The following is a 20685-nucleotide window of genomic DNA, read 5'->3' on the forward strand; positions in this document are numbered from 1 at the left end:
TTGTGGCGTGTCCAAAATTGGACACAGTATCTTTGGGGGCTGCGGTGCCGAGTTTGGTCCGTAATGTAACACTTGAACGCCTGACGCGTCTGCGTCGTCAACGGCGTTTCAAGAATTTCGCGACCCTCAGTTTGGTTGTTTTGGGCCCACTTCTGGCGGGCCTTACCTTTGCTGCTCTCGGACCGTTCGAAGCTCTCACAGGCACAAATTCGCTTCGGCTGATTTTGCTGGCTGATATGATCTATGTGCTCGCGATTGCGGCTTTGGTGCTGCAAAAAGTGGTGCGCATGGTTGCGGCGCGGCGCGCGAAATCGGCGGGGTCACGACTCCACCTCAGGCTAACTGGCGTGTTTGCCCTGGTGGCATTGCTTCCGACTATTCTGGTCGCGGTTTTCGCGGTGCTGACGGTGAATGTCGGGGTTGAGGGATGGTTTTCAGGACGCGTCAGCGAGGTGGTTTCCAACTCCCTTGCTGCGGCACAAGCATACGAAGAAGAGCACCGTACCGACCTCGTGTCTGACGCCGAGCAGCTTGCCCATGAAATTGATCTCATCGCGCTAGGAAGCTTCCATATCTCGGAAGGAGATCTGCGCGAAATCCTCACGAGAGGTCAGGCAAACGTTCAGCGCGGCCTTCGCGAAGCATTTGTTGTGGATGGATCGGGCGAAATTCGGGCGCGCGGGGACCGCTCATACCTCTTTAACTACGAACGCCCCGGAATGTCGGACTTCGACAAGGCCAACCAAGGCGAAACCGTGGTGATCCGCGATTGGACCAACAACGAGTTCCGCGCGCTTGTGGCATTGTCTGGCCTTGTGGATCGGTTCTTGTATGTCTCCCGCGAAGTCGATGGAAACATCCTGAGCCTGCTTGATGAAACCAAAGAAACGGTTTCGCTTTATCAACAGCTTGAGAAGGACCGCGGGAAAATTCTATTCGAGTTCGGCCTTCTGTACATGGGCTTTGCGGTTATTTTGATCCTTTCATCGGTCTGGCTTGGCTTGTGGTTCGCCGAGCGTCTTTCACGTCCTGTTGGACGTCTAACGAGCGCCGCTCAGCGCGTTGGAGCAGGGGATTTGAACGTACGCGTGCTCGAGGAATCGGGCGACGACGAAATTGCGCTGCTTTCCCGCTTCTTTAACCAGATGACTGAAAAGCTGCGGGAGCAACGCGAAGAGTTGCTGCAAAACACCCGCCAGATCGAGGCGCGCCGCCGTCAGTTTGACTCGGTGCTAAGTTCGGTAAGCTCTGGAGTGGTTGGGCTTGATGCGGATGGTTCGGTGGATTTTGTGAACCGCGCGGCGCAACGGCTTTTGGACCTCCCGAGCGAGGCGGGGCATCGCCGGCTGGCACTTGCGGTTCCAGAGTTCGGCGAATTTTTTGAGCGCGCCAAGGCAAACCGTGCCGACACCGCTCAAGAAGAGGTGCGTGTTATTCGCGACGGCAAACAGGAAAACCTACTGGTCCGAATTTCACCGCGACGTGGATCTGACGAAACACTCGAGGGGTACGTGATTGCGTTTGACGATGTGACGGACCTTGTAACAGCCCAACGCATGGCTGCATGGGGTGATGTTGCGCGCAGGATTGCACATGAAATCAAGAATCCGCTCACTCCGATTCAGCTTTCGGCAGAGCGGCTAAAACGGAAATACTCCCCCAAACTTTCCGAGGAGGATGCCGAAGGTCTGGGTAGTATGACCGAAGTTATTGTGCGGAAAACCAACGACTTGCGTCGAATAGTTGACGAGTTTTCCAAATTCGCGCGGATGCCAGAACCAGAGCGCCGTGTGCACGACCTGACCGAGATTATGCGCGACGCAGTACAGCTTCAAACCGGCGCTTTGGGCGATGTAACGCTCGAAGCAGATGTCCCCGATACGCCGATTTTCTCTGAAGTTGACTCGACGATGATCGCACAGGCTCTCACGAACCTGATAAAGAATGCGGGAGAAGCCGTTGAAACGCATATAGAAAACGGCGTCCCTGATGGGTTTGATCCCATGGTCAAAGTGGCGATGGAGACAGAGGATAACATCCTTCATATTAGGGTTTCAGATAACGGAATTGGCTTCCCAGTCGATCGTTCGCGGCTCTTTGAGCCCTATGTTACGACGCGGGATAAAGGTACGGGGCTTGGCTTGCCCATTGTTAAGAAGATCATCGAAGAGCACGGCGGAACGCTGTCGCTTCTTGATGCGGAACTATTTGGAAATACGACACATGCAGGCGCTTGTGTGGAGATCGCCCTTCCTTTGGGCGAGACCAACCAACTACGAGAGGTGAGCTAAAATGGGTGATATTTTAATCGTTGATGATGAGCGCGACATTCGCGAACTAATCTCTGATATCCTTAAAGATGAAGGGTTTACGACACGTCTTGCTAGCAATTCCGAAGAGTGCATGGATCAGGTCGCGGCCGAAACTCCGGGATTGATGATCCTCGATATCTGGCTCAAGGATAGCAACATGGACGGGATCGACATCCTGAAATCCGTGAAGCGGAGCCATCCCGAAGTTCCGATTGTCATTATCTCGGGGCACGGAAATATCGAAATCGCCGTCGCTGCGATCAAGCAAGGCGCATACGATTTCATCGAAAAGCCCTTCAACATTGATCAACTCCTAGTCGTCATTTCGCGAGCAATGGAAACTTCGCGTCTGCGCCGCGAGAACACAGAACTTCGCCGCCGCGACGTTGCATTGACCGAGATGATTGGCTCAAGCTCTTCATTTAAGGCATTGAAGTCTAACCTCGAAAAGGTGACGCGCTCCAACGGTCGTATCATGCTGAGCGGCCCAGCGGGTTCCGGCAAAGAAATCGCGGCGCGCTTTATTCATAGCGAAAGCGACCGCGCAAGTGCGCCGTTCGTTGTTGTGAACTCTGCGTCGATTGAACCAGAGCGGATGGAAGAGGTGCTCTTTGGGCGCGAGTCTGCGGATCGTGGAGTTGAGCCTGGTCTTCTCGAAGAGGCCCATGGCGGCGTGCTCTATTTCGACGAGGTCGCCGATATGCCCTTGGGGACACAGAGCAAAATTCTGCGAGTATTGGTAGATCAACAGTTCCAGCGTGTCGGTGGGAGCGATAAGGTGCGCGTCGATATTCGCGTAATATCGAGTACAAACAGAGACTTGCAGGCTGAGATTGAAGCAGGGAACTTCCGTCAGGAACTCTATCATCGCCTAAACGTCGTGCCGATCTCGGTGCCATCGCTTGAAGAGCGTCGCGAGGATATTCCAGAGCTTGCGGCGGCCTTCATTGCGGCCTTCAACAAGGAGCAAGGCCTGCCACTGCGAACTCTTTCCGAGGAAGCACAGGCACTCCTTCAGACAATGAAATGGCAGGGCAACGTCCGCCAGCTCAAGAATGTGATCGAGCGGATCCTTATTCTTGGCAACGATAGCGAAGTAATCGAAGCGAGTGAATTGCCGCAACAAGGTGAGCCCTCGGAGAGTGAAACAGGTGTTGTACTCTCGGCTGGTTTGGCGACATTGCCATTGCGTGAAGCGCGCGAGCTTTTTGAGCGCGAGTACCTGATGACCCAAATTAACCGTTTCGGCGGCAACATCAGCCGCACAGCGACCTTCGTTGGCATGGAGCGCAGCGCCCTTCACCGTAAGCTTAAATCGCTCGGGATTGTAACCAGTAACAAGACCGGCGCACGCGTAGCGCATGTTGATGAATTGGATAACGCGGAAGCGGAATGATGGCTCTTGAATTGACCAAAATACTGCCATAGGCCATAGATGTTTGTGATTAAGAACCTGTTGAATTTGCACAAAAGGGCGGTGTCGTGAAAGTCATTATCTGTGGAGCGGGTCAGGTCGGCTGGCAAATCGCGCGTCACCTTTCGGGCGAGCGAAACGACGTCACCGTCGTTGATAACAACCCCGATCTGGTACGCCGTGCGATGGATACGCTTGAGGTTCAGGGGATTGCTGGCTTTGCGAGTTACCCTGATGTCCTTGACGAGGCAGGCGCGCGCGATGCGGATATGATTATCGCTGCGACCCATTCGGACGAGGTGAATATGGTCACCTGTCAGGTGGCGCACTCTGTCTTTGCCATCCCCCGCAAGATCGCCCGTTTGCGGAGCCAATCCTATCTTGATGCAATCTACTCGGATTTGTATCGGCGCGATCACATGCCGATCGACGTGGTGATTTCGCCCGAGAAAGAAGTCGCCGAGGCCGCTTTGCTTCGGCTTTCCGCGCCCGCAGCTTTTGATACCGAGAGCTTTCTGGACAACAAGAGCCAGCTTCTAGGTCTGCAACTGGCCGATGATTGTCCGGTTCTTAATACGCCGCTTCGCCAGCTGACGGATTTGTTCTCGACGCTTTCGGCGAATGTCGTTGGGATTCGTCGCAAAGGCTCTTTGTTCGTGCCAAACCCGAATGATCAGTTGTTCGGCGGCGATCAGGTTTACGTTTTCACCAACACGGGGGACGTTAATCGCACGCTTGAGGTTTTCGGAAAAACCCAATTAAAACAAGAGCGTGTCGTCATTATTGGTGGCGGTAATGTCGGCCTTGCGGTCGCAACCGCGCTTGAGAATGCGGGGAATGTCCGCGCCAAGATTATTGAACGCGACAGCCGCTGTGCAGAGCACGCCGCTGATGCGCTTGAGCGAACCATTGTTTTGAACGGCGACGGACTTAGCCCTGAATTGCTTGAGGAAGCGGGTATAAGCCGCTCGGACGCGATTTTGTGTGTGACCGACGACGACAAGGTGAACCTCTTGGCGGCTGTGCGTGCCAAGGGGATGGGGTGCCCCATGGCCATTTGTCTAGTGAACGACCCGACACTTGTGCCGCTGCTCGCGCCGATGGGAATTGACGCCTATATCAATCCGCGCGCCACGACGGTGAGCTCCATTCTACGCCATATACGTCACGGGCGTGTGCGCGAAGTGCATTCGATTGGCGATGCAGAGGCCGAAGTTATCGAGGCACAGGTGCTCTCGACGAGCCCGATCTCGGGTGTTGCCTTGCGCGACATCGACTTCCCCGAGGGTGTGTTGATCGGCGCGGTTCTAAGAGATGGCAAAGTTTCACGTCCCGACGGTTCAATGCGGATCGAGGAGGGGGATGTGATTACGATTTTCACCATGTCCGCCGATGTGCCGGAGGTCGAGCGCCTCCTGCAGGTTTCGATTGATTTCTTCTAGAGATGTTCGCGCGCATCCTCGCATTGCCGCTTTTTGTGATCCTGATGGGGATTGGTTCGCTTGCGATGTTCGTGCCGACGCTTCATGCGGGTGCCGTTCGGGATTTTGAAACGGCGCGCGTGTTCCTTTATGGCGGCTTGTTGTTTCTGGCGTTTACTCTTGTGATGGCGCTGGCAACGGCGAATTATCAGGCCAGAAATGAGGCGGGAAGCCATCTGCTTTCGCTCTTTGTGTGCTTTGCGTTCTTGCCGGTTATGCTGGCGGTGCCGATGCACCAATCGCTTCAGAACGTCACCTATATGGACACCTATTTTGAAATGGTGTCCTCGATCACAACGACCGGCGCGACACTTTTTGAACCCGATGAAATACCAGAGTCGCTCCACCTTTGGAGGGCCTTCGTGGCGTGGCTTGGCGGGTTCTTTATATGGGTGAGCGCGGTTGCGATCCTTGCGCCCTTGAACCTTGGTGGATTTGAGGTCTTGTCCTCTGCGCGGCGGCGCGTGGCGGCAGATATCTCTCAGATCACACATGTTGCGGATGGGTCCGAGCGTCTTGTGCGGGCGGCCATTCAGCTTTTGCCGATATACGTGGGGCTTACGGCAGTGCTGTGGCTGCTGTTGATCCTTTCTGGGGACCGTCCGTTTGTGGCGTTTGTCCATGCGATGTCGACGCTATGTACCAGCGGGATTTCAGCGACGGGTGGTTTGCTTACCTCTGATTCAAGCTGGCTGGGCGAGTTCTTCATTCTACTCGCCATGTTCTTTGCGATTTCGCGCCTGACCTTCGCAACGGACATTCATGGCCGCAACTTTCAAACATTCGCCCGTGACCCCGAGATCCGCTTTGCGAGCTTCCTGATCCTGTCGATTCCCTCACTTATGTTCATGCGCCACTGGTACGGTGCCTTTGGCGAGGACGCGATTGGTGACACGGGTGAGGCGATATCCGCGTTTTGGGGAAGTGTGTTTACGGTGGTGTCCTTCCTGACCACAACAGGGTTCGAGAGCCGCTCTTGGGGGGATGCAAGTTACTGGTCTGGCATGGCCACGCCGGGGCTTATTCCGCTTGGGCTGGCGATGATCGGCGGCGGTGTTGCGACAACGGCAGGTGGGGTAAAGCTTCTGCGGGTCTATGCGCTTTACAAGAACGGTCAACGCGAGACAGAGCGCCTTGTGCATCCATCAAGCATCACCGGATCGGGTGCCGATGGACGGCATTTGCGGCGACACGGGGCCTATGTTGCATGGATATTCTTCATGCTGTTCGCGCTATCTCTTTCGGTGATCATGCTGCTGCTTGCGGTAAACGGTTTGAGCTTTGACAACGCTATGATCCTTACGATTGCCGCGCTTTCGACCACCGGGCCACTAGCAAATGTCGTGACAGAAACACCGATTTCCTATGCTGACGTTGCACCAATCGCGAAAATGATCCTCGCGGGTGCCATGGTCCTCGGGCGGCTTGAAACGTTGGCGATTATCGCTTTGCTCAACCCCGATACTTGGCGCAATTAGGCCGGTGTTCGTAATTTCTCCCAAGAAGTTACGAATTTGCACTGGAAACTCGGTGGTTGGATTGCCATACTAAGGGGCAGGGTGACGATACCTGTATTTGAATCTGGCACATAAAAACAAGAAAAAGGCTAATAAACGATGGCTGCCGATAAGCAAAATTTACAAGACGCATTTCTTAACAATGTTCGCAAAACAAAAATTCCGGTCACGATATTTCTTATCAATGGCGTAAAACTTCAGGGCGTTATCACTTGGTTTGATAACTTCTGTGTGCTTTTGCGTCGTGACGGACAATCGCAATTGGTTTATAAGCACGCGATTTCCACGATTATGCCTTCACAACCCATCAGCTTGTACGAAGGCGAAGAATAGGCCCAAATGGGAGAAGAATACCCCGAGAAGCCCGATACCCCAGTTTGGGTTTTACACCCCGATCTGCGGAGTGATCGGCTACGCCGTGATCCCAAGTTCGCGCTCGAAGAGGCTGTATCCCTCGCCGAGGCGATGCCCGAAACCAATGTTGTTGGTGCTACGGTCGTGCCTGTTCCTAAGGCGCGGGCTGGCTGGCTCTTTGGGAGTGGTAAAACTGAGGAACTAAAGCAGCTTATTAAATCTGCCGAAGTTGACCTTGTGTTGATTGATGGTGCGTTGACGCCGGTTCAGCAACGTAACCTCGAAAAGGAATGGGGTGTTAAAATCCTCGACCGTACGGGGCTTATCCTTGAGATTTTCTCGGACCGTGCCCGAACCCGCGAGGGTGTGCTACAGGTTGAGGTTGCCGCGCTGAGTTATCAGCGAACACGTCTGGTGCGTGCATGGACCCACCTTGAGCGCCAAAGAGGTGGCCTTGGTTTTGTCGGTGGTCCGGGTGAAACCCAGATCGAGGCCGACCGTCGTGCAATCGACGAACGTATTCAGGGGCTTCAACGCCAGCTTTCCAAAGTGGTGAAAACACGCGCCCTGCATCGGCAGGCTCGTGCGCGCGTTCCGTTCCCTGTTGTTGCGCTTGTTGGCTACACCAACGCTGGCAAATCCACGCTGTTCAACCGTCTGACGGGAGCCGAGGTGTTTGCCAAGGATATGTTGTTTGCGACGCTCGATCCGACGATGCGTTCGGTCGAACTTCCGTCAGGAAAACAGATTATTCTCTCTGATACGGTTGGTTTTATTTCGGAACTACCGACACAGCTTGTTGCCGCTTTCCGTGCGACGCTTGAGGAGGTTCTGGACGCTGATCTGATCCTTCACGTTCGTGATATTTCGCATCCGCTGACGGAACAGCAAGCCAATGACGTAAACTCGATTATGGCCGATCTTGGCGTACCCAAGGAAACGCCGATCATCGAAGTCTGGAATAAGATCGACCTTCTGGATGAGGGCGACAAAGAAGGCATCATCGCCAGGGCCGAGCGCGAAGATACAATTTTCGCCACGTCGTCGATAACTGGTGAGGGGATGGAAGAGCTGCTTGATGCGGTATCAGAAGCCCTGACCGATCCCAAAACTCGCCGCGATCTTGTCCTACCGTTCAGCGATGGAAAAAAGCGTGCGTGGCTCTTTTCCGAAGGTCTGGTTGAAAACGAAACTCAAGGCGAAGACGGTTTCCACCTCTCGGTCTACTGGACCGCCCGCCAAGAGAAAAACTTCCGCGATATGTAAGGGCTGCCCGTTGTGCGGGCAGCTATCTTGGACGCAAGGTTGTGATCCCGACGGCACCAGCACGTGCTAGCTCTGGATCAAGGCTCATGGGAATGTACTCTCCGCGCCGCCACAGTTGGCCGAGGTCATCGTAATGACGGCTTAGCGGGTGACCTGATTGACCTGTTGGAATGATAAACACAGAACTATCTGGATCCGCGAAGTCATAAACCCCGCGATAGCCCGCGCCATGTACGTTGAGGAACGGATTGGAGCCAACACCCGCCGTCAGGCCGCGCATAAGCGTGTTGTCACCGCCAGAGGTGCTTTGACGGATGTTCACAAACCACTTCAAAATCGGAGTGGTGCCCAGCACCGCATGGTCATGTGTAGCCTGATGAGCATCGCCCCAACGCAGGGATGTAAGGTCCGAGCTATAGTTTTCCTGAAGCCACAACAGCGCATCATCGAGCGACAGTCGCGCCATGTCGGTACAGGTCTCGTCTAGCGTTGATTGCACCACGTTGCACCACGCGCTTGCACCATCGACATCTCGGAACACACGGTCGATGAAAACAGGATTAAGGTGGGCAAAGTCCTTGGCGAACGGCCCGAGATCATCCTCAATCAGACGTTGTTGCAGGGTATACATCCACGCCGCATAGATAAGTGGCTCGGGCAGGTGCTCGTTCATTTCACCGTTCCAGTCCGCAAGCAAATCAAGCGCGATCTGGCGCTGACGTTCACGGGTGCCTTCGGGCGCTTGGGCCTCGGTAAACCAGAGGTCGGCCGCAATAAGCGGGAGCAAGCGTCGTGCCGTCACGCTGACGGTATCCAACTGCCCTTCGATAAAGCTCTCGCGGGTGTGGACCTCGCGGTTCATCATCAGCTTCTGCCAACGCTGAATACGCTCGGTATCTCCCCAGAAATAGCTGATGTGATTGGGGAAGGGGCGGTCGACGATCTGATTGTTCGTGTTGCCCAATATTCCCCCAGCAGGGGCGCGGAACTCTGGATTGTCGGCATAGTCCATACGGCCCTGCCAGCGGTTATTGGCAAGCCAGCCCGGCGCAGGGGTTCGGCCCTTGGATTGGTGGTTCTCTGCGCGTTTAGGAGCGGCGCCGAAGGTCTTGAGGGCGATCTCATCATCATCAATCAGCGTCACGTTTTGCGAGTTGGCGATATAACCTTCACCCGCCTCAATGGCCTCGTCGATTGATTTTGCCATCATCAGCTTGATCATTGCGCCAATCGAAGTGTCACGGGCCGAAAGCGCGGTCCATGCAAGCGTCGCGACATGCCCGCGCGGCGTGACCTTGCCAACGTCATAGTGGCTTGGCGGAAGGACTGGGCCATTTTCGGTCCAGCGCAGCGTGAGGGTGCGCGGCTCGCTGTCTTTAACCTTTACGATGGTTTGACGGATTTCAAAACGCTTGAAGCCATTCGGTGTGAGGTATTCCTCGGAATCTTCGGGGTTCAAACGCTCGATGAAAACGTCTTGGTCATCCATATAAGACGATGTCACACCCCAGCCGATTTCCTTGGAACGGCCGGAAATGATCGCAGGGATACCGGGGATGGTGCCGCCGATAATGCCGCCGTCCTCAAGTTCAATACGCGCAAGATACCAGACCGCAGGCGCGGAAAACCCGATATGGGGATCATTTGCAAGCAGCGTCGAACCCGTCGCCGAACGGGACGGGGCCGCCGCCCAAGCATTGGATGCCCCAGCAAAAGCGCGGCTCTTGAACGGGGAGAGCGACTCTGTCAGCGGATCAGAACCATTGGAAAAATCGGTATATATCGGAAACTCGGCATCCTTGGGAAAGAATGATGCGTATTCCGGTAGGGCGTTGATCGGCTGGTTCATGGGATCAGGCACGAGGTCAGGAACCCGCTCTGGTGAAATCGCAAGCATCGCACGGGTCCGCAGCACTTCTTCCTCTAGGTGTGCAGAGGCCTGAACCGCCATGAGCTTCGCAACAGCAATCGAGTCCGCCGGCGTCCATGGCGCAAGCGGGGTGGAATAGAGGAACAACTCGGGCGCGCCTCGTCCTTGTGCGCCTTCGTTGACGGCATCAAGCCAACTGTTTACGCCACGCGCGTAGGCATTGAGCGCCTCGAGTGTCTCGGGGTCTTGGGCGCGCACGGATCGTTTGGACAGGTCATAGATATCAAGGCGACGCATCAAATCATCAATCGCCAAGGCCCGTTCGCCGAACAATTCGGACAAGCGCCCTTCGGCGGTGCGACGCATCATGATCATCTGCCAAAGGCGATCCTGCGCATGGGCGAACCCGAGGCCGAAATAGACACTCTCATCTGTTTCGCCGAAAATATGGGGAACGCTGGCATTATCACGCACGATTTCGACTTCGCCGGTAAGCTCGGCGATGGCATATTCGGCATCGTAATCAGGGATTGAACGCCCCGCGAGGTAATATGCGCCCACAAACCCGATAATGACTGCTGCAATGCCCGCCAAGACCAGCCGATATAGCCATTTGAAAAGGGTTTTCATGACGCCTCCCGCTTGACGCGCTTAGTGTATACATTAGTGTTCGACAAGATAGAGACTCGCAAGAGAAACCTTTGGTTTGCGGTTGTCTACGCGAAAAAATGTTGGGAGAAAAGCTATGGCGAAAATCACTTTTTTAGGGCTCGGTGTAATGGGGTATCCCATGGCGGGCCACCTCGCCAAAGCGGGCCATGATGTAACGGTATATAATCGTACAACCGCCAAAGCAGAAGCATGGGCCAAAGAGCACGGCGGCAGCTTTTCGCAGACACCTGCGGAAGCCGCACAGGGCGCGGATTTTGTCATGGCATGTGTGGGCAATGATGATGATTTGCGCTCGGTTTGCGTGGGGCCGGATGGGGCGTTTCAATCTATGGCGAGCGGTTCGGTCTTTGTCGATCACACCACAGTTTCCGCCGCTGTGACGCGCGAGCTTTATGCGGTCGCCGCAGAAACGGGTATTGGCTATGTCGATGCGCCTGTTTCGGGCGGACAAGCGGGGGCCGAGAATGGCGTGCTTTCGATCATGTGTGGCGGCGATCAGGACGTTTATGACCGTGCGGAACCCATTATGGCCGCATATGCCAAAGTCTGTAGCCGTCTGGGCGAAAATGGCGCGGGGCAGCTGACGAAAATGGTTAACCAAATTTGCATCGCTGGTGTGGTTCAGGGCCTGTCCGAGGCGCTACATTTTGCCGAGAAAGCAGGCCTTGATGGCGAAGCGGTTATCGAAACGATTTCCGCAGGCGCCGCCGGAAGCTGGCAGATGCAGAACCGCTACAAAACGATGATCGCGGATGAGTTTGATCATGGGTTCGCTGTGGATTGGATGCGCAAGGACCTTGGGATATGTCTTGATACTGCGGACGAAAATGGCGCGAGCCTGCCGCTGACGGCCTTGGTGGATCAGTTCTACAAGGACGTCCAAAAGATGGGCGGCAATCGTTGGGACACTTCAAGCTTGATCAAACGTCTTCGTCATATGGGCTAAGGCCAAATCGGTTGAAATGAAACGGGCGGCCCTTGGTGCCGCCCTTTCTTATGTCTTGGCCTTGCTGCGCTTTTTTTCGTCGCGGAGCTTCTCCGCAAGCTCTTTGGCGATGGCGAAAGCGCCGCGGATTTTGTCCGCTTCTTTTTCCCAATCACGTTGCACAACGATTTTGTTGTCGCGCACTTTGGCTTTGCCTTTTTGATCGCCGATGAATTCCACCAGCCCTTTGGGGGATGCGAACTTATCATTATGGAATTGAAGCGTCGCGCCTTTGGGGCCTGCGTCAAGTTTCGCGATGCCGGCCCGTTTGCACATTGCCTTGATCCGCACAACAAGCAGTAGCGTATTGACCTCACGCGGCAATTCTCCGAAGCGGTCGATCAACTCAGCAGCAAAACCTTCGAGTTCGACTTTCTTGGTGAGGCCAGACAAACGACGGTACAGCCCAAGCCGCACATCCAGATCGGGCACATAGTCCTCAGGGATCAGCACGGGCACGCCGAGGTTGATCTGCGGCGCCCATTGATCGTTATCGTCGGAGAGTCCTTCGCCTTCACCGGATTTGATTTTGGCAATCGCTTCTTCGAGCATGGATTGATAAAGCTCAAACCCGACTTCACGGACGTGGCCCGATTGTGCTTCTCCAAGAAGGTTCCCCGCGCCGCGAATATCCAGATCCTGGCTGGCAAGCGTAAAGCCCGCGCCAAGGCTGTCGAGACTGCCCAATACGCGCAGCCGTTTCTCAGCGGTCGGCGTAAGAGGCGCGCGGGGCTTGGTGGTCATATAGGCATAGGCGCGGGTCTTGCTGCGGCCAACACGTCCTCGAATTTGATAGAGTTGCGCAAGGCCGAACATATCTGCGCGGTGCACAACCATTGTGTTCGCCGTTGGGATATCCAGACCGCTTTCAACAATCGTTGTCGCCACAAGCACATCGTATTGCCCGTCATAAAAGGCGTTCATCCGATCATCCAATTCGCCCGCGGCCATCTGGCCATGTGCGACGACAAAGCTGACTTCTGGAACATGCTCGCGCAGGAATTCCTCGACCTCGGGCAGGTCCTTGATGCGCGGCACCACATAGAAGCTCTGCCCGCCGCGATAATGCTCGCGGAGGAATGCTTCGCGTAGGGTTACGCTGTCAAACTCGCTCACATAGGTATGGATGGCCAGACGGTCCACCGGTGGCGTGCCAATGATCGAGAGGTCGCGTACACCCGACAGGCTCATCTGAAGCGTGCGCGGAATTGGCGTGGCCGTCAGGGTAAGAACGTGGATATCGGTGCGCATTTCCTTGAGGCGCTCTTTGTGGCCGACACCGAAACGCTGCTCTTCGTCGATGACGAGCAGGCCGAGGTTCTGAAAACGCACGGTCTTGGCCAAGAGCGCGTGTGTGCCCACGACGATATCCGCCGTGCCGCGTTTGATGGCTTCACGGGTGTCATGGGCTTCTTTGGTGCCTACGAAACGGCTGAGTTGACGGACTTCGATCGGGAAGCCGCGGAAGCGTTCGGCGAAGCTTTTGTAGTGTTGACGGGCAAGCAAAGTGGTCGGGGCAATCACCGCGACTTGCGCGCCAGACATCGCCGCAACGAATGCTGCGCGCATGGCTATTTCGGTTTTGCCAAAGCCAACATCCCCACAGATTAGTCGGTCCATCGGATGGCCGGATTCCATATCGTCCAGCGTGTCATGGATGGCCGAAAGCTGATCTTCTGTTTCGGAATAGGGGAAGCGCGCAGCGAATGCGTCCCACATTCCTTCGGGCGGGGACATGATCGGCGCGCGGCGCAAGGCGCGTTCGGCGGCAATTCGGATAAGCTTGTCCGCAACGGCGCGAATGCGTTCTTTGAGCTTGGCTTTCTTGGCCTGCCACGCGCCACCGCCGAGCTTGTCGAGCAACCCTTCATCGTGGCCATAGCGGCTAAGGAGTTCGATGTTCTCAACAGGAAGGAACAGCCGATCGCCGCCCGCATATTCGAGCGTCAGACATTCGTGCGGCGCGCCCATTGCGGTAACGGTCTCAAGGCCCGTAAAGCGCCCAACGCCGTGATCAACGTGCACAACCAACTCTCCGGCAGAGAGGCTCTGCGTTTCCGTAAGGAAGTTATCCGCACGGCGCTTGCGCTTGCTACTACGGATAAGGCGGTCGCCCAGTACGTCCTGTTCGGAAATGACGGTGAGGCCCTGCGAAACAAATCCTTGCTCAAGCGGCCATACCGCAAGAAACACGCCGCCGCGCCCCTCGGGAATGTCGCGAAAATCCTTGATAGGTTGTGCGCCCTCGACACCCTCATCGGCGATCAAGCCCGACAGACGTTCGCGCGCACCCTCTGAGAAGCTGGCGACAACAACCTGATTACTCTTGCGACTGGTGTTAATGTGCTCGCCAAGTGCCTCAAAGAGGTTGGCGTTCTCCTGTTGGCGCTCGGGGCTAAAGTTACGGCCGATCCGCCCGCCAGCATCCACAACACCAAAGCCCGTTGATTGCGGCAGCGGCGCGAGTGTGATGACGCGGTGATCTTCGACAGCTTTGCCCCAGACGACATCATCGAGATAGAGTTGCTCAGGTGGGCAAGGTTTATAGACACTATCGAGGCGCGATTTGGCGGACATCGCAAGGCGGCGTGTTTCATACTGATCGGCAATACTGTCCCAACGAGAGAGCCGCGCGGCATCAACCTGATCGTCGAGCATAATGGACGCGTTGGGGAGATAGTCGAAAATAGTCTCAAGACGTTCGTGGAAAAAGGGCAACCAATGCTCAACGCCTTGGTGCTTGCGGCCCGCTGATACGGCCTCGTAGAGCGGATCATCGGTGCCCGCCGCGCCAAACTCCAAACGGTAATTTTGGCGGAAACGGGTGATCGCATCCTCATCGAGGATTACCTCGGAGACGGGCGCAAGTTCGATGGTCTTGAGCTTGTCGGTTGTGCGCTGTGTCTCGGCATCAAAGCGACGCAGGCCATCCAATGTGTCGCCGAAGAAATCCAACCGGATTGGGCCGCTATCGCCTGGGGGAAAGATATCAATGATCCCGCCACGCACGGCGTAATCACCTGGTTCGGTTACGGTTGGAGCCTGCGAAAATCCCATTCGCACAAGAAACGCTCGTAGCTCGTCAATATCGACACGTTGCCCTACAGCGGCAGTGAAGGCTGACTTGCGAAGTATTTCGCGCGCCGGGACGCGCTGCATTGCTGCTGATAGTGTGGTCAGAATAATGAAGCGCTTGGGGAGTTCATGCACCAAGCTCGCTAGGACAGCCATTCGCGCCGCGGAAGTATCGGCATTCGGGGACACGCGATCATAGGGCAAGCAATCCCAAGCGGGAAAACTCATCACAACCGTATCGGGTGCAAAGAACGCAAGTGCCGCCTTCATCGCGGCAAGCCGTTTCGCATCGCGCGCCACGTGGATGACTGCGCCTTGCGACTTGGTCAATTCCGTCAGCAAGAGTTTTGCGTCGAATCCTTCTGGGGCGCCGCTTTGGGTAATGTGCTTGGCGTTTGAGGTTGCCACGGTGGTTCTCCGGCCTCGGGGAGGAGGCGCATTATTGATGATCTAGCCGAACAAGGCGCTGAAATTCATGTTCTGATACATGCCCCACATCGCCGTGACAAATATAGAAACGACCCCGATAAGCTGAATATAGATGCGATGGCGCAAAAGGCGCTTGCAAAGCATCTGCCCTGTGGGCTGCTTTTTGGTGACATCTCGTGCAAGTGCAAGCGAAAGTGATCCGACAACTGCCATCGGCGCAAAGAGCAGGAACACCGCCTGTGCAAACTCGACATTATAAAACCCGCCCAGAATGGCCAATGTGGTGAGGATAAAGCTCACGAAGCCAAGAAGCCAAAGCCCCGACATTTCGATGATATAATGAATGCGGTTGCAGTTTATCCGAACGAGGTCTTGAAGGTCCTGCATGGTTTCACCCTCAAGGCGGCGCGCGCGATGTATCAGGTCAACCGGTACGCCGAGCACCCAATGGCTCGCGCTGGACCAAAGGACAGCGAGGCCAATCCAATACCACAAGTTTGAAAATGAACGCATATCGATGAGTTCGAAAATATTCTCGTAGAGATCCAAACAGTCATCCTTCGTCGTGTCTTGTTATGCAATAGGCACAAGCAAGGACAGTATATCGCTCCTGCGCTGATTCCTACCCTTGAGTGTGCCGAAAATCCGTGGCACCCAAGAAGTTGGTCAAATGAGGATACCAAAATGCCCGCACCTGTTGCTCCTTTTCCCGCTGCCCGTTTGCGTCGTCTGCGAAAATCTCCTGCGTTGCGGGCGATGGTTAGTGAAAACACACTGACGGCCGCGGATTTTATCTGGCCGGTTTTTGTTGTGGCCGGAGAGAACACGCGCCAGCCAATTCCAAGTATGCCAGGTGTTGAGCGGCTCTCGGTTGATCTGATTGTTGAGGCTGCGCGCGAGGCCGCCGATCTGGGTATTCCGGCGATCTGTCTGTTCCCGTATACGGACGCTTCGCTCAAGACCGAAGATTGTGCCGAGGCATGGAACCCTGACAACCTCACCAATCGGGCGATACGCGCGATCAAAGAAGCCGTGCCTGAGATTGCGGTGATGACGGATATCGCGCTCGATCCGTATAACATCAACGGGCACGATGGATACGTTGAGAACGGCGAGATCGTGAATGATCGTACCGTCGAAGCATTGGTGAAAATGGCATTGGCACAGGCCGTCGCAGGGGCGGACATCCTTGGTCCCTCGGATATGATGGACAATCGCATCGGCGCGATCCGCACCGCACTGGAAGATGCAGGACATCAGAACGTCACCATCCTGTCCTATGCCGCGAAGTATGCCAGCGCATTCTACGGCCCGTTCCGCGATGCCGTAGGCGCATCTGGTGCCCTGACCGGAGACAAGAAAACCTATCAAATGGACCCCGCCAATAGCGACGAAGCCATGCGCCTTGTTGCGCGCGACCTCGCCGAAGGGGCGGATATGGTTATGGTCAAACCGGGGATGGCGTATCTGGATATTTGTCATCGGGTAAAGTCCGAATTCGGCGTTCCGACGTTTGCCTATCAGGTGTCGGGCGAGTACGCGATGCAAATGGCGGCAGCGCAAAACGATTGGATCGACGGCGACAAGGTGATGCTCGAAAGCCTGATGGCGTTCAAACGGGCAGGGTGCGATGGCATCCTGACATACTTTGCCCCACGTGCCGCGCGGTTGCTTGCTGAGGGATAATACTGGGTTAACCTTAAGCGGAAATTCGCATTTTACACAGCGCGGACCACTATATATAATGACAATGCACGGAATAACCCCTATAATTAGGGGCAAGATCGGCATGAACCGACAACTAAATGGTACGTTTTGACAATAAACGGCCAAATATTGAGGAATAGAGCATGATTAAATCAACGCAAATCGAGCGTCTTTCGCGCCGTGGATTTTTGCTAACGGCGGGTGCTGCTGCGGCTACGACGGCTGCTTGTGGGAACGGCATTGGAAATGATGGCGCTGCTGTGCTTGACGCGCAGGTGGATGCAACTTTGCGGCATATGTACTCGGCGTATCCGGGGACAGTTGATTTGTCTCAGAAATCTACGGGCATGCTTGTTATGCCTGTTGTTACCAAGGCTGGTTTCGGCGTTGGTGGCTCCTTTGGGAAGGGTGCGCTTCGCATCAATGATGCGACCGTTGATTACTACTCCGCAACATCCGCAACCGTTGGCTTCCAAATCGGTGCCCAGCAAATGGCGCATGTGTTGTTCTTTATGACGGAGCAGGCACTCAATGAGTTCCGCCGTTCAAGCGGTTGGGCCGCTGGCGCGGACATCGAATACGCAGTTAACGATCGCGGCGGAAATCTCGCCGTTGGAACGACGACATCCCTTGCACCTGTTATCGCAGTGGTATTCGGCCAAGCGGGGCTGATGGCGGGCGCAAGTCTGGAAGGGGCGAAGTACTCACGGATCATCCCCTAGACTACGCCGTATAAATGCAAAAGGGCCGCGTTGTTGCGCGGCCCAAATGAATCTATCCCGCGCTGGTTTGCTCCATGCGCGGGATTTTTTGTGCGTGGGTTACTGTTTATCCATTCGCCGTGGTCCAAGGTAGACCATCAGCGAAATTGCGCAGACTGAACACGTGAATGCCCCGATGACAAGCGGCATCGGCGTTCCGTCAAAATTCTGGGTGATCGGCACGGCAATAACAACACCAAGGACCGTAGAAATACCCGCCGTAATCGACGAAGCCATTCCCGCGATATGGCCCATAGGCTCAAGGGCGAGAGCGGTCAGGTTCCCCATACAGAAACCAACCAAGAGGAAGTTTGCGGTAACCAATAGCAGGTACATCCAGAACGGAAGCGGAGTAATCAGCCCCGTCACGAGGATAATTCCAACGATAACAACATGGGCACTCAGCGCGCGTTTGATGAGCTTACGCATCCCCAACCGCACCACCAGTCGAGCGTTGATGACGTTTGAAGTCGCTGCAACAACGGCGATACCGGCGAACCAATAAGGGAAGCTGCTGGCCATTCCGTATGTTTCGTCAAAGATCGGTTGTATTGAGGAGATCGTCGCGAAAAGGAACGTGATAACAGCCGTTTGCACAAGCATTGAAATCACCACGATACGGTTGCGGCTAAGCTCTAACAACGCAGAGAAATAGGATTTGATCGAGATCGGGCGCACATTATCCGGTGTGAGTGTCTCGGCTTGGCGAAAGAACAGCCACGATCCGGCCACCAGCGCAAATATAGCAAACATGGCAAAGATAGCGCGCCATCCGAAAACGAAAATAACCGCTTGGCCAAGGAGTGGCGCAATCGCAGGTACAATCATGAAGATTGTCATCGCGATCGACATAACGCGCGCCATTTGCGGCCCTTCAAACAGGTCCCGCACCATCGCGAGCGCGGCAATACGCGGCCCCGATGCGCCGATGCCCTGAAGCAGACGCGCCGCAAGCAGGATTTCAAGCGAGGTGGATAAATACGCGATGATCGCTCCAATCAGATAAATCCCCATCCCCAAGAGAATGACCGTCTTGCGACCGAAAGCATCGGCAAGCGCACCCGTAAAGAAGGTCCCGATCCCCATTCCGAATACGAATACCAGCACGACGAGCATAACGCGGTTTGGCGCCTCAGGTGAAAGCTCCGAGGTGATAGCAGGTATGCCCGGAAGCATCGCGTCAATCGACAATGCGATCAATGCAAACATCATTGCGATCAGGGAGACGAATTCGGGGAGGGACAGTCTTTTCTGAGCCATGGAGGGACTTTCTAAGAGGGCATAGCGCCGTTAGCTTCTGCGCGCATTAGGGCGCGCAGAAGGTCTTATGTATTGGACTCGTCCTGCTGGGCGATCTGTTCGTTGATTTCCTGAATTACTTTGGACCAAGTCTCGGGCGGCTGTGCGCCGGGCACAGCGTGTTGATTGGCGACGATGAAACAAGGAACACCCGACACACCCATTTCGCGGCTGTGTTTGTCGCGGTCTTGAATGTCTTTGACATCCTGATCCCCATCCAGAAGGCGGCGCACTACGGCTGCATCCATTCCAATGGAGTCCGCAATATCGGCAAGAACATCGGTGTCGCCGATATCGCGCCCTTGAACAAAGTACGCCTCAAAGAGCGCGTCCACAGCGCGGGACTGAAGCTTTTCAAGGCCTGCCCAATGTATAAGACGGTGCGCGTTTACAGTATTGGGTGTTTTCTCGATCGCCTCGAAATTAATCGAAAGGCCAGCAGCCTCGGCCGCCGCAACGACAGGGGCATAGGCCTTTACGGCGCCTTCTTTGCCGCCAAATTTTGTTTCGAGGTATTCACGGCGGTCCATCCCGTCGAGGGGCATATCGGGATTTAGCTGAAACGGGTGCCATTCGATTTGAAACGGATGATCCGGATTCTGCGCGAGCGCGCGTTCAAGGTTGGCTTTGCCGATATAGCACCACGGGCAAATCGGATCGGAAATAATATCAAGACGGACCATTGGGCCTCCTTGCAGATTTTATGGGGTTGCGTAGGGCAAGGAGATGAAACTTGTCCTGATGATTAACGGCAACCTATCAGAGCAAGGGGGGATGTAAACCTGAATGCACAGATTTGTGAGGTATCGGAATTCTAGCTTCTAGCGTGGCTTGCGCCGCTGGCTAAGGCTGGCGTATAGGAATTGCATGGACGAAAAACACACGAGCATTGTGCGCATAGCACGCGAGAACGGAACCGAAGGTCACGTAGAGCCGTTGAACCTTGGGGAGCGCGTGCGCGAATTGCGTAAATCGCGGAACTGGACGCTTGAGCAAGCTGCCAAGCAGGCGGGGCTTGCGCGTAGTACTTTGTCCAAGGTTGAAAACGGCCAGATGTCTCCGACGTATGAGGCGCTCAAGAAGCTGGCAGAGGGGCTGGAAATTTCTGTTCCTCAGCTCTTTACCGCGCCATCCAAGGTTCAGGTGAACGGGCGTATGTCGATCACCAAAGTCGGTGAGGGCGAAGCTCATGCGACAACCACCTATGAGCACGAACTGTTGGGCAATGCCCTGACGAAAAAGCAGATGCTCCCGTATCGGGCAACCATTCGCGCACGAAGCATCGACGAATTCGATGGTTGGGTACGCCATGACGGCGAAGAATTTCTCTATGTTCTGACGGGTGTTGTGAAGCTCTACACCGAGTTTTACGAGCCTGTTGAGTTGCGCCGCGGCGACAGCGCCTATTATGACGCGACTATGGGGCATAATGTGATTTCGACGTCGGCAGAGGATGCTTCGATCCTTTGGGTGACATCACTCACGTAACTGCGTTCGGACCGTTTCAAAATTTCCTAGCACCGAAACGAAAACGAGCGGCCCA

At 55.2% G+C, this 20685-nt stretch carries 15 protein-coding genes; 10 read left to right on the plus strand and 5 right to left on the minus strand.

What is annotated here, in order from left to right; translation table 11 throughout:
- Positions 1-44: 44 nt before the first annotated feature.
- The 6 genes from ACFE33_RS08605 (at position 45) to hflX (ending at position 8344) form a co-directional block, all read left to right on the plus strand.
- On the plus strand, positions 45-2291 hold the full coding sequence (locus ACFE33_RS08605; protein ID WP_380058689.1) for an ATP-binding protein: 2247 nt from the start codon (positions 45-47) through the stop codon (positions 2289-2291).
- Between the two features lies 1 nt (position 2292).
- Positions 2293-3708, plus strand: a complete 1416-nt coding sequence (locus ACFE33_RS08610) for a sigma-54-dependent transcriptional regulator (protein ID WP_380052349.1) — start codon at positions 2293-2295, stop codon at positions 3706-3708.
- Between the two features lie 86 nt (positions 3709-3794).
- Entirely contained in the window at positions 3795-5168 is a 1374-nt protein-coding gene (gene trkA / locus ACFE33_RS08615; RefSeq protein WP_380052351.1) for a Trk system potassium transporter TrkA, read from the plus strand.
- A gap of 2 nt (positions 5169-5170) precedes the next feature.
- A complete protein-coding gene (locus ACFE33_RS08620) occupies positions 5171-6685 on the plus strand; it encodes a TrkH family potassium uptake protein (protein WP_380052353.1) in 1515 nt (504 codons plus the stop codon).
- Between the two features lie 138 nt (positions 6686-6823).
- Positions 6824-7057 (plus strand): RNA chaperone Hfq, encoded by a 234-nt coding sequence (gene hfq / locus ACFE33_RS08625; RefSeq protein WP_380052355.1) that lies wholly within the window; start codon positions 6824-6826, stop codon positions 7055-7057.
- A gap of 6 nt (positions 7058-7063) precedes the next feature.
- On the plus strand, positions 7064-8344 hold the full coding sequence (gene hflX, locus ACFE33_RS08630) for a GTPase HflX (protein ID WP_380052357.1): 1281 nt from the start codon (positions 7064-7066) through the stop codon (positions 8342-8344).
- Between the two features lie 22 nt (positions 8345-8366).
- Here the strand turns inward: hflX and ACFE33_RS08635 are convergent, their stop codons facing one another.
- Positions 8367-10844, minus strand: coding sequence for a penicillin acylase family protein (locus ACFE33_RS08635; protein WP_380052359.1), 2478 nt, complete (start codon positions 10842-10844; stop codon positions 8367-8369).
- An 82-nt stretch (positions 10845-10926) separates the two neighbouring features.
- Here ACFE33_RS08635 and ACFE33_RS08640 point away from each other — a divergent pair, with 82 nt between their 5' ends.
- Positions 10927-11832, plus strand: a complete 906-nt coding sequence (locus tag ACFE33_RS08640) for an NAD(P)-dependent oxidoreductase (RefSeq protein ID WP_380052361.1) — start codon at positions 10927-10929, stop codon at positions 11830-11832.
- 48 nt (positions 11833-11880) lie between these two features.
- On the opposite strand, the gene mfd is transcribed toward ACFE33_RS08640, so the two are convergent.
- Together mfd and ACFE33_RS08650 are read right to left on the minus strand one after the other, a co-directional pair.
- The gene (mfd, locus tag ACFE33_RS08645; RefSeq protein ID WP_380052363.1) at positions 11881-15354 is read right to left on the minus strand and encodes a transcription-repair coupling factor; all 3474 of its coding nucleotides are present in this window, start codon (positions 15352-15354) and stop codon (positions 11881-11883) included.
- Positions 15355-15396: 42 nt separating this feature from the next.
- Positions 15397-15924: a component of SufBCD complex gene (locus ACFE33_RS08650; protein WP_380052365.1), complete on the minus strand. Its 528-nt coding sequence runs from the start codon at positions 15922-15924 to the stop codon at positions 15397-15399.
- Positions 15925-16059: 135 nt separating this feature from the next.
- Between ACFE33_RS08650 and hemB the strand changes: the two genes are divergently transcribed.
- The gene (gene hemB / locus ACFE33_RS08655) at positions 16060-17061 is read left to right on the plus strand and encodes a porphobilinogen synthase (protein ID WP_380052367.1); all 1002 of its coding nucleotides are present in this window, start codon (positions 16060-16062) and stop codon (positions 17059-17061) included.
- Positions 17062-17225: 164 nt separating this feature from the next.
- Positions 17226-17804 carry a YSC84-related protein gene (locus ACFE33_RS08660; protein WP_380052369.1) on the plus strand — a complete coding sequence of 193 codons (579 nt, stop codon included), beginning with the start codon at positions 17226-17228 and terminating at the stop codon, positions 17802-17804.
- A 99-nt stretch (positions 17805-17903) separates the two neighbouring features.
- Here the strand turns inward: ACFE33_RS08660 and ACFE33_RS08665 are convergent, their stop codons facing one another.
- Together ACFE33_RS08665 and ACFE33_RS08670 are read right to left on the minus strand one after the other, a co-directional pair.
- Positions 17904-19103 (minus strand): multidrug effflux MFS transporter, encoded by a 1200-nt coding sequence (locus ACFE33_RS08665; protein WP_380052371.1) that lies wholly within the window; start codon positions 19101-19103, stop codon positions 17904-17906.
- A 65-nt stretch (positions 19104-19168) separates the two neighbouring features.
- Positions 19169-19825, minus strand: coding sequence for a DsbA family oxidoreductase (locus tag ACFE33_RS08670; protein ID WP_380052373.1), 657 nt, complete (start codon positions 19823-19825; stop codon positions 19169-19171).
- 184 nt (positions 19826-20009) lie between these two features.
- On the opposite strand from ACFE33_RS08670, the gene ACFE33_RS08675 reads away from it, so the two are divergent.
- Positions 20010-20630 (plus strand): helix-turn-helix domain-containing protein, encoded by a 621-nt coding sequence (locus tag ACFE33_RS08675; RefSeq protein ID WP_380052375.1) that lies wholly within the window; start codon positions 20010-20012, stop codon positions 20628-20630.
- The last annotated feature ends 55 nt before the right edge of the window (positions 20631-20685 follow it).

The sequence above is a fragment of the Falsihalocynthiibacter sp. SS001 genome, from assembly GCF_042445055.1.
Lineage (GTDB): Bacteria > Pseudomonadota > Alphaproteobacteria > Rhodobacterales > Rhodobacteraceae > Falsihalocynthiibacter.